Annotated in this window: 8 protein-coding genes and 3 pseudogenes; 6 read left to right on the top strand and 5 right to left on the bottom strand. The window is 57.5% G+C overall.

Annotated features, from left to right (window positions below):
- The 3 genes and pseudogenes from istA to BM315_RS23325 form a co-directional block, all read right to left on the bottom strand.
- On the bottom strand, window positions 1-1,068 hold a 1,068-nt coding region (istA, locus tag BM315_RS23315), incomplete at its 3' end, for an IS21 family transposase (RefSeq protein ID WP_090505994.1).
- A gap of 414 nt (window positions 1,069-1,482) precedes the next feature.
- Window positions 1,483-2,461, bottom strand: a pseudogene (locus BM315_RS23320) (IS110 family RNA-guided transposase).
- Between the two features lie 224 nt (window positions 2,462-2,685).
- A complete protein-coding gene (locus BM315_RS23325; protein ID WP_090505996.1) occupies window positions 2,686-3,576 on the bottom strand; it encodes an HpcH/HpaI aldolase/citrate lyase family protein in 891 nt (296 codons plus the stop codon).
- A gap of 113 nt (window positions 3,577-3,689) precedes the next feature.
- Here BM315_RS23325 and BM315_RS23330 point away from each other — a divergent pair, with 113 nt between their 5' ends.
- The 4 genes from BM315_RS23330 to styC are packed head-to-tail and all read left to right on the top strand — an operon-like array spanning window position 3,690 to window position 8,004.
- A complete protein-coding gene (locus tag BM315_RS23330; RefSeq protein ID WP_090505998.1) occupies window positions 3,690-5,123 on the top strand; it encodes a 3-oxoacyl-[acyl-carrier-protein] synthase III C-terminal domain-containing protein in 1,434 nt (477 codons plus the stop codon).
- A gap of 32 nt (window positions 5,124-5,155) precedes the next feature.
- Window positions 5,156-6,352, top strand: a complete 1,197-nt coding sequence (locus tag BM315_RS23335) for an acetyl-CoA acetyltransferase (RefSeq protein WP_090506000.1) — start codon at window positions 5,156-5,158, stop codon at window positions 6,350-6,352.
- Window positions 6,353-6,369: 17 nt separating this feature from the next.
- Window positions 6,370-7,452: an NADH:flavin oxidoreductase/NADH oxidase gene (locus BM315_RS23340; protein ID WP_090506002.1), complete on the top strand. Its 1,083-nt coding sequence runs from the start codon at window positions 6,370-6,372 to the stop codon at window positions 7,450-7,452.
- Window positions 7,453-7,500: 48 nt separating this feature from the next.
- Window positions 7,501-8,004, top strand: a complete 504-nt coding sequence (gene styC / locus BM315_RS23345) for a styrene-oxide isomerase StyC (RefSeq protein WP_141124022.1) — start codon at window positions 7,501-7,503, stop codon at window positions 8,002-8,004.
- Between the two features lie 273 nt (window positions 8,005-8,277).
- Here the strand turns inward: styC and BM315_RS25615 are convergent, their stop codons facing one another.
- Together BM315_RS25615 and BM315_RS23355 are read right to left on the bottom strand one after the other, a co-directional pair.
- Window positions 8,278-8,523 carry a reverse transcriptase N-terminal domain-containing protein gene (locus BM315_RS25615; RefSeq protein WP_090506006.1) on the bottom strand — a complete coding sequence of 82 codons (246 nt, stop codon included), beginning with the start codon at window positions 8,521-8,523 and terminating at the stop codon, window positions 8,278-8,280.
- A gap of 201 nt (window positions 8,524-8,724) precedes the next feature.
- Window positions 8,725-8,917 (bottom strand): annotated as a pseudogene (locus BM315_RS23355) (IS5/IS1182 family transposase); the annotation flags it as partial.
- Window positions 8,918-9,169: 252 nt separating this feature from the next.
- Between BM315_RS23355 and BM315_RS23360 the strand changes: the two are divergent.
- Window positions 9,170-9,652, top strand: coding sequence for a MarR family winged helix-turn-helix transcriptional regulator (locus BM315_RS23360; protein ID WP_244527369.1), 483 nt, complete (start codon window positions 9,170-9,172; stop codon window positions 9,650-9,652).
- A 325-nt stretch (window positions 9,653-9,977) separates the two neighbouring features.
- A pseudogene (locus tag BM315_RS23365) lies at window positions 9,978-10,172 on the top strand (IS21 family transposase); the annotation flags it as partial.
- Window positions 10,173-10,504 lie beyond the last annotated feature (332 nt).

The following is a 10,504-nucleotide window of genomic DNA, read 5'->3' on the forward strand; positions in this document are numbered from 1 at the left end:
TAGCCGCACTTCGAGTGGGTGTTTCACCAGCTGGTACGGCACCGAGTAGTAATGGCCGTCGACCTCGACGCGGTAGTCGATATGCGCCCGCGCCTTCTTCCACTCGGCATAGACATAGGGCTGCTCCGGCAGTGGCCGCAGGGCCGGCCGATCCTGGGCATCGAACGCCGTCTGGCGCGAGCCCGGCAGCTTCCTGAACGGGCGGGCGTTGAGCCGATCGAGCAGCACGGTGATGGCGCGGTTGAGTTCATTCAGGGAGAAGACCTGCCGATTCCTCAGCGCGGCGAGGATCCAGCGCTCGACCACCTGCACGCCGACCTCGGCCTTGGACTTGTCGCGCGGCTTGCGCGCCCGTGCCGGCACCACCGCCACGCCATAGTGCTCGGCCAGGTCGCGGTAGCTGGGGTTGATGTCCGGCTCGTAGCGATGGGCCTTGCTCACCGCGCTGCGTTGGTTGTCCGGCACCACGATTTCCGGCACGCCGCCGAGGAAGGCGAAGCAGCATGCGTGCGAGCCCAGCCAGTCCGGCAACCGCTGCGACCAGGTGGCCTCGGCGAAGGTGTAACTGGAAGCGCCGAGCACCGCGACGAACACCTGTGCCTGGCGGATCTCGCCGCTGCGGAGGTCGATCACCGGCACCGTCTGCCCGGCGTAGTCGACGAACAGCTTCTCGCCGGCGCGGTGCTCCTGGCACATCACCACATCCAACCGTCCCTGCCAGGCTCGGTAGTGGTCGCAGAACCAGCTGTACTGATAGCCCTGCGGTTGCGCCAGTCGGTACTCCTGCCAGAGCAGCGCAAGGGTCACACCAGGCCGGCGTAGCTCGGCGTGGATCATGGCCCAGTCGGGCAGTGGCCGCTGCTCGCTGGGCACCATGGGGGCCGGTGGAAACAGCTGGCGTTCCAGTTCGGCATCGGACAACGCCGTGGGCCAGGCGAGGCCGCTGGCGGCGAAACGACAGAGATAATCACCGGCGCTGCTGTGGCCGACGCCCAGACTGCGGGCGATCTTGCGGGCGGATAACCCGCACTCGAACTTGAGGCGTAATACCTCGCGAATCTTGCGCATGGATAAACGCTCCACTACGACCTCACTGCTCCGAAAAGAGGTCGATGGTAGTGAACGAAATCCTGCGTCGCTCCTGCCAGGGTGTCCGGATGGGCGAGCAGAAGTCATAGATGGTCGCCCCCGGCTTGCCAAGCCCTCAATCGATGACGGTAGAAAGGTGGCAATTGCAGCCATAGATCCGGACTTCGATCGAGGCTACAGCCTCTATCCCTGATGGAATCCGCTGGGTAACACCTCAATCAGCAGAGCGCACTCGAAGGTGCCCTGACTTCTTCGGGTTTAGCTGCCCACGGTCTGACCTATCTCGCCATCACGTCATGATTGCCTGTACAATCGGTGGTTCTCCTTGAGGTTTGCCGCGGTTGAGGCTGCCTACATCGCAGGGTTTCCACGACGCCGTGGAAAAACCCTTGTTCATGCCGCTAATCCATAATCGATTTCGTACTCCCGGTTGTGCGCCAGCAGCGCCCAGACGATGCGGGCGTTCTTGTTGGCGAGCGTCTTCGCGGCCACATTTTTGTTCCGTCGGCCCATGCCCCCCGCCAGCCAACTGCCGACGTGCTGGGTTTTTGCTCGGCCACCCAGATCACCGCCGCGCGCCGTGGATCAGTAAGGTGCGCAGATAGGTGTCTCCTCGCATGCTAATGCCCAGCAGCGCCTGCTTGCCGCCGCTTGAATTTTGCCGCGGTACTAGCCCCAGCCAGGCCGCCAGTTGCCGGCCATTCTCGAAGTTCTTCGCATCGCCGATCGAGGCCACTAGGGCACTTGCAGTGATCGGTCCAATACCCGGTATTTCTGCGAGCTTGCAACTGGCCTCGTTCCCTTGATGCCATTGTTGAATTTTCCGTTCAAGTTGACCCACCTGCCGGTCCAACTCCTTCAGATGATCGCCCAGGCGCTGCATCAATTGTCGGAATGAACCGGGCAGACCGTTTTCACCATCTTCCAGGATGCCCGGCAAACGCTCGGCGATATGCCCAATCCCTTGCGCGATGACAATGCCGAACTCACCGAGCAGCCCACGAATCACGTTAGCTTGCGCAGTACGCGCCTTCACAAAACCCTGTCGCGCACGGTGCATGGCCAATACCCCTTGTTGCTCTGTCGTCTTGATCGGCACGAAGCGCATATTGGGTCGAGCTACCGCTTCACAAATGGCTTCTGCATCCGCTACGTCATTCTTGTTCGTTTTCACATAGGGCTTAACAAATTGTGGAGCCATCAATTTGACCGTATGCCCAAACTCCTGCAGCTTTCTTGCCCAGTGATGAGCACTGCCACAAGCCTCCATGCCGATCAAGCACGGCGCCAACACCGCAAAGAAGCTGGTAAGCTGGTCACGTTTGAGTTGCCTCTTCAGTACTGGTTTGCCTCGGTCTTCAACTCCGTGCACCCGATGCCGTTAGGATAGGGGGCGTCCATGTATGTGAGAGGACGGCGGGGGTGACCCCGCCTCCTACTTGAATGTGTGCCAGGCATGGCGCGTTGCGTGCAAGCGCAACCGGCTTGGCCGTGGTAGCCAGGCCGGTGACTTGGAGGTGCAAGGGACCGTGTTACGGAATCGTATGTGCGGTGGTGTATGAGGACGGCGGGGGTGAATCCGCCTCTACCTGATATTTAGGTCAGCTGACTCAATATCTTCCGGGCAAACTTCAAATGGGGGATGTCAAGCATCTTTCCATCCAGTGAAACCGCACCTTCGCCCTGTTCAAACGCAGCAATTACACGCTGGGCGTATGCAATCTGCTCGGGGCTGGGTGAGAAGGCATCATTGATGATGGGGACTTGTGACGGATGGATGGCAACCTTGCCGGTGAAACCGTCATAGCGCGCATCCCAGCAGTTGGCAGCGCAGCCTTCCGGATTGCGGAAGTCAACATACACCGTATCAATGGCCTGGATGCCCAGGGCATGGGCCGCGAGCAAGGCCTGAACGCGGGCAAATTCATAGGTCTGGCGCCAGGCACCGGTTGCGGTGCGTGGATCGTCCGCGCCCAATGCACTACTCAAGTCTTCGGCACCCCAGATCAAGCCCAGCAGGCGAGGGCAGCTGATTTGCGCCAAGTCAGCCATGCGCAATACGGCCTCGGGGGTTTCAGTTGCTACGGCAATGATGCGAATGCTGCCTGACTCCACGCCGGACATGGCTTCAGCCATATCAAGCCAATGGCTCACCAGTTCCAGATCCTCAGGGCCACGAATTTTCGGAAGCACAATACCAACGGGGGCAAGGGGTACGACGGCCGCGAGATCTTTCAGTAGTTCGCCAGACTCCAGGTCATTGACCCGTATCCAGGCTTGTCCTGTTCCGGAATAGGCAGGCAGGAAGCGCTGCAGCATCTGGCGGGCTACCGATTTGCGTGCTGGAAGAACCGAGTCCTCAAGGTCAAAAACCAGTGCGTCCGCGGGAAGGCTGGTAGATTTTTCCAGTTTGCGCTCACTGTCTGCTGGCACAAAGAGCATCGAGCGTATTGGCCGCTGAGCAGGCGGCGTTGGAGCTAAGGGCATACAAACCTCCATATTGGACATGACATGAATTTAATAGTTACGTATATTATATGCTATGGTACTAAATATTCAACGTTAGCCAAGCCGCACACAGTGAACCCTGGAGACCTGCAATGACCGCTATCAAACCTGTTGGCATCAAGGCTTACGGTGTCTTTCTGCCTCGCCTGCGCATTGCCCGTAGCGCCATTGCTCAAGCGCATTCATGGGCCTTCCCGTCAATGCGTGGCAAGGGCCACAAAGCCCTCTGTAGTTGGGATGAAGACAGCATCACCCTGGCCGTGGAAGCCGGGCGCGATTGCCTGGGTGACCAGTCTGAGGCGGTCAGTCGTGTCATTCTGGCATCGACCACAGCTCCCTTTGCCGACCTGCAGAACGCCAGTATCGTTGCTACGGCATTGGGTTTGCCCGGTCAAATCAGTTGCACTGATGTTGGAGGCAGCACCCGAGCGGGTCTTGGCGCATTGATAAGTGAACTGAGCAACCAGGATCAGAGCCAGCGTTTGGTCCTGGCCAGCGAGCGGCGTTCGGCTAAACCTGCCAGCGCCCAGGAAATGAACTACGGTTCTGGCGCCGTTGCCATGCTGGTAGGTGAGGGTGAGCTACTGGCCAGTTGCCTGGGCAGCGAGTCGTTGAGCGTACCCTTCATCGATCACTACCGCATGAATGGTCAAGACTACGACTATTACGCTGAAGAACGGTGGATTCGAGATGAGGGCGTCAGCAAGTTGGTGCCGGCCACCGCAGCGGCGCTGCTGAAGAGGCTGGATATCAAGGCCGCTGACGTGGCCTGGTTTGGGCTGAGCGGTGCACCCAAGGGCAGCGACAAGCTGCTGAGCAGGAAGCTGGGTGTGGAGTCTGCCTCTCTACTGGATGATTTCCAGGAAGGTGTGGGCGATATCGGTGCGGCACACAGTTTGCTGCAGTTGGCCGATGCGCTGGAAAAGGCGCAACCCGGTCAACTCATATTGCTGGCTGCTTTTGGCCAAGGTTGCGATGTTGCGCTGTTCAGGAAAGAGGCCGGCCAGCGAAAGCCTGCGCGCGGCATCAGGGGAGCGCTTGCCGAAGGCATTGAAGAGACCTCTTACCTGAAGATGTTGTCTTTTGAGGGGGAGTTGAATGTCGACTGGGGGCCGCGTGCCGAAGTCGATACCAAGGCGTCCATCGCCCAGCAATACCGTTCGCACGAACAGATTCTGGCCTTTACCGGCGGACAATGTCAGCACTGCGGCAGTGTGCAATTTCCCAGCTTACCCAACTGCGTCAATTGCGGTGTAGCTGACTCACAGGTGCCGCTCAGTCTGGCCAATCAGCGCGCCAAAGTAGCCACCGTGAGTGCCGACTGGCTGCAGTACTACCCGGCCCCCCCCCTCTATGTTGGCCTTGTCCAGTTCGATAATGGTGCGCGCGTGCTGATGGAAATGGTCGATGTCGGCAAGCAGGATCTGGATGTGGGAACACCACTGAAAATGGTCTTCCGGGTCAAGGCCAATGACAAGCTTCGTGGCTATCGCCGCTACTTCTGGAAAGCGACACCGGCCCTCTAATCCGTTCTATCTATTATTTCGAGGGGCTGACAATGGCTTCAGGTATCAAAGACAAGGTAGCAATCATCGGCATGGGCTGTTCGCGCTTTGGCGAGCGTTGGGATGTCGGTACTGAGCAGTTGATCAACGAGGCATTCGGCGAAGCGCTGAAAGATGCGGGTATCGAGCCTTCGCAGATCAACGCGGCCTGGTTTGGTTCGGCGCTGGATCAGGCCAACGTCGGCAACTCGGCTATCCCGCTGTCTACGGCTTTGCGCTTGCAGGGTATTCCGGTTACCCGGGTAGAAAACATGTGTGCCACTGGCACCGAAGCACTGCGCGGAGCCACTTACGCGGTTGCTTCCGGTGCCGTTGATATTGCCCTGGCTGTGGGGGTGGAAAAACTCAAGGACACCGGTTTTGGTGGCCTGCCCGTGCCGACCAAGGGCACCTTCAACGACCTGTGGATTCCCTATTGTTCTGCACCTGCCGGCTTTGCCCAACTGGCTGCCGGTTATCGCAGCCGTTATGGCGTCAGCAAGGAAGAGCTAAAGCAGGCCATGGCTAGGGTGTCGTGGAAAAGCCATGTCAACGGGGCGAAGAATCCCAAGGCCCACCTGCGCAAAGAGGTGAGCATGGAGACCATTCTGGCGGCTCCCATCATCGCCGATCCGCTGGGTGTGTTCGACTGCTGCGGCGTAAGTGATGGTGCTGCCTGCGCAATTGTCACCACCCCGGAAATCGCCCGGGCCCTCGGCAACTACGAGCTGGTCACCATCAAGGCACTGCAGCTGTCCGCCAGCAGTGGGCGCGAAGCCGGCACCAACCAATGGGACGGCAGTTATGTGCAGAACACCCGCCTGGCTGCCAAGGCTGCCTACAAGGAAGCCGGTATTGACGACCCGCGCAAGCAGCTGAGCTTGATGGAGGTACACGACTGCTTCTCCATCACCGAGCTGGTCACCATGGAGGACCTGGGTATGTCCGATGACGGGCAGGCCTGGCGTGACATCCTGGATGGCAAATACGATGCCGATGGCAAGGTTCCCTGCCAGATTGATGGTGGACTGAAATGCTTTGGTCACCCTGTTGGGGCCTCCGGCTTGCGCATGGTGTATGAGCATTACCTTCAACTGCTCAATCGCGCGGGTGACAGGCAGCTTGTGAGTCCAAGCATGGGCTTGAGTCATAACCTGGGTGGTGTGCCCTACAACAGTGTTGCGGCTATTAGCATTGTTGGCCTTTTGTGAATTCGAGAGAGACTTGTATGAGCCAGCTTTTCACACCTCATGCACTCGGCAAGCTGACCTTGAAGAATCGGCTGATTGTTGCTCCCATGTGCCAATATTCAGCCAAATCAGGCTTTGTTCAGCCTTGGCATGAGCAGCACCTGGGGCACTTGGCCTGTTCGGGTGCTGCTGCCGTGACCATTGAGGCTACGGCAGTTTCCGAAGAGGGCAGGGTTACTCATGGTTGTCTCGGGCTCTGGAGCGATGAGCAGGCGGCGACCCTGGGTCAGCTAGTTGGGCGTGTACGTGACTACAGTGATGCTGCAATAGGTATTCAGTTGAATCATGCCGGTCGCAAAGGTTCTGCTCTCCCGCCTTGGGAGGGTGGCAAGCCTATGTCTGGAGATCAGGCATGGCAAACACTGGCGCCCACGGCGCTGCCTTGGGGGGAGGCATGGCCGACCCCTGCAGCCCTCGGCATTGCCGATATGCAGCGCATTGCAGGTGCCTTTGTGGTGGCGGCTCGACGTGCTGTTGAGGCAGGCCTTGATTATATTGAAATTCATTCGGCACACGGGTATTTGCTGCACTCTTTCCTATCCCCGATATCCAATCGTCGCGAAGATGTTTATGGCGGCAGTCTGGAAAACAGAATGCGCTTCCCGCTCATGGTGGTTAAGGCTGTTCGCAAGGCAATACCAGAAAGCATGACGCTGGGTATGCGCATCAATGGCAGTGACTGGCTGGATGAAGGCTGGAAAATCGAGGATGCGCAAGTCTATGCCGTCAAACTCGAGCAGAGCGGAGTTGATTATATTTCTGTGTCCAGTGGCGGTGCTTGCCAGGGTGTTCGGTATGACAACAAGCCAGCCTATCAGGCCCATATGGCGGCGGCTGTGCGCAAGAAGGTCACCTGTTCTGTGGTCTGTGCCGGCCTCATCGCTGACGCTAACTTGGCGGAAAGCATGGTAGCCGAGCAGCAGTCGGACTTTATTGCGCTAGGTCGTGCCATTCTTGACGATCCACGCTGGCCTGTTCGTGCTGCGCGCAAACTGGATTGCGACTTGCAAATGCCGCAACAGTATATGCTTGCCAGCCCAGGTTACTGGCCGCTGGCATGAGTCATTCATTACGGAACGGTTAATCAACGCAACTGGGGGCATAATAATATGAAAAAACAGCAGCGTAATATGGTGGGTCACGGCACGGTCATCCTGCTGGTGGGCATGTTGACAGGCTTTGGATTGTTGGTGAGTTTACTGGGTGGGATGGAGCTTATTCCAGGTACTATCATATCGTTCAGCATACCTGGTGATCCCGGTTCTTGGGCGCGGGCGCATCTTGGCGGGATGCTCAACGGCATGTTGATTATGCTGGTGGCTGTTCTGATTACCACCTTGAGTTTATCTGCTCGGGTAGCCGGTCATTTATATTGGATGTTGGTGGGTACGGGGTATGCCAATACCTTGTTTTATCTGGCGGCACTTCTGGCACCAAACCGTGCGCTCAGTTTTGCTGACAATCAGTTTGGGGAGTCAAGTATCTTTGCCGTAATCGGCTTGCTTCCGGCGTTGGTTTTTGTGGTTGTGTCTATTATTGCGATTACCATGCTCGCTGTTAATGCGTTCAAGTCAGCGGAGTCTCTGGCTGACTGCTCGGAACGCGTCGAGTAATGTTGTGATGAAGCGCTCGTGACCAGGTCGTAGCTAAACAGCCAAAATTCGACGGTGTGCGAGCGGTTCGTCGCTCTTAGCTTTGCTAGTCGGGTAGCCCCCCAGGCCATTACTGGCCTAGGGCCCCCTAAGAACCGTACGTGCGACTTTCACCGCATACGGCTCAAGCCGTTGTAAGCCCGATCAAGAGCCGATCTATCTGCCTTGATTCCTTCTGGGGAAAGATGGATCTTCACAATCCGCTCTGAGCTGGTCAGTTTCCGCAATACGGACTCAGGTCGCGGACATAGGAAACCCATGCTCTTGCGCGCTGACCTGCACCGGAGTCGACCAGATCTTGCCATCAACGCCCGGTGTTCTCTTGCCTCTGTTTTCCGTCACTCGTTTCACGGCTACCGTGCATCGCGAACAATACCGAGCGCAGCTGAAGCTACGCTGGCGCGGCGGCAAGCTCACTGAATGCGACGTTGCGTTGCCGCGCTCGCGACCGGCCACCATTCGCACCGACGAAGACACCATCGCCCTGGTACGTCGACTGGCGCAGCACTATCCCGATGCGACCATCGCGGGCATCCTCAACACCCAAGGCCGTGTGACCGCGCGGGGCCTGCGTTTCAACCAGAACCTCGTGGGCAACCTGCGGCGTCATTGGAAGATTCCCTGTTTCGAACGATCCGCCGAGCTTCCCGACGGTGAGCTGCTCAGCATTCGCCAGGCCGCCAGCAAGCCCAGCAGCACGGCCGGATGGTGCGGCCGAACCCCGACCGGCGTATTGGCCGGTCAGCTCGCGCAGATCGAGCTGTTCGATGACCTCTACCACGAACCGCGCCAAGTGATCACCCGGTAACCATTCGTCTACTGAGGGAGGAAGCAGGTACGCAGTGTCTCGATCGGCAGGGACGAAGCGGCTCATCAGGACGGGCTCTCGGTTGCAGGGCCTCGATTGTCGCGGATACCTCCAACGCACGGAAGACTTGGAAAGTCCGACAGGCTCCTAGGGTATTGGAATTAAGCTGTGAGCAGGCTACCTTTTTGTAGACGGATAGCCTGGAGGTATATAATATTGGTGCATACTTGGGCTATTAAAGCTCGATTCTTATTGGTTGGGCGCTGCTAGCCAGGCATTGTTGGTGAGATGACCAAAATGAGTAGACAAGAGGTTGAGATGTTAACGGTCAGCAGGAACGGCCGTCAAATTGAAGAGGAAAATTGGGACCAACGCCTGGGTTTCTTGATGCATGATGTCTCCCGGTTACGTCGTGTCGTTTTTGATAATCTCATGAAGCCGTTAGGCGTGACACGTTCGCAGTGGTGGGTTCTTGCTTATTTGTCCCGCCATGACGGTATGGCTCAAAGCGATCTGGCTAATATGCTCGAACTCGGCAAAGCTGCGCTTGGTGGCATTATCGATCGCCTCGAGGTATCCGGCTTTATTATTCGAAACCCAGATCCAGTTGATCGTCGCATTAAAAGGGTTTTCCTCACTTCGCTGGGAAAACAGACAATCAAAGAAATGCGGGGGATGAGCCACGAGATGAGCGAAGATATTTTGCTCGGTCTGGATAATGAAGAGCGTATTCTTCTCGCCGCCATGTTGAACAAAGTCAAACACAACTTGTTGAGTATAAAGGGTCGTTCAAGCGAATAATCGGCAATAGTCGGCTTGATGTAATCAAAAAGGTGGGCGGGTGAGATTCCACGATAAGCTGGGGATTCCATGCGCACTTGGACACCCAGTCCACGAACACTTGGACAGCGATTCCACGCTGACTTGGACACTCATTCCACGGCCCCTTGGACACTGATTCCACGAGCACTTGGACAGTGATCTCTCACTGATCCGACCCCACGCTCAGGCAGGCAGCAACGCAGGATTATTCACTACCATCGACCTCTTTTCTCGAAGCGAAGAGGTCGTCGTGGAGCGTATATCCATGCGTAAAATTCGAGAGGTACTACGCCTAAAGTTCGACGCCGGCCAGACCGTGCCGGTCATTGATCGGCGAACCGGCGAGATCCGCCAGACGCAGATCTTCGTCGCCGTCCTCGGCGCGTCCAGCTACACCTTCGCCGAGGCCACCTGGTCGCAGAAGCTGCCGGACTGGCTGGGCTCGCACGCACGCTGCTTCGCCTTCCTCGGCGGCACACCGCAAATCCTGGTTTACGATTATGTGGCGCGCCACATAATCGTAGTTTTGTTCCCTTCGCCGTTATGTGCCCGGCGCGAGCGTTTGGCCGTACTTGAAGGCGACTGCGTCGGTAAACGCCACATAACGTTTCGCCTTGGTCGGATGATGACCCTCCACCCTGTTTCCTGGAATGGAGGTTGTCATGCTGGAACGTTATTTCTTGAAGCCGCAAACCGTCGATCGGATTCGCGGCAATTGGCTTGGCTCGGCAATCGAGCGCTATGTGGAGTGGCTGGACCAGGAAGGCTATGCCGTTCGAAACGTCTATCGGCGCGTGCCCATGCTGTGCCATTTTGGTCAATTTACCCAAG

The sequence above is a fragment of the Pseudomonas borbori genome, from assembly GCF_900115555.1.
In the GTDB taxonomy this organism is placed as follows: domain Bacteria; phylum Pseudomonadota; class Gammaproteobacteria; order Pseudomonadales; family Pseudomonadaceae; genus Aquipseudomonas; species Aquipseudomonas borbori.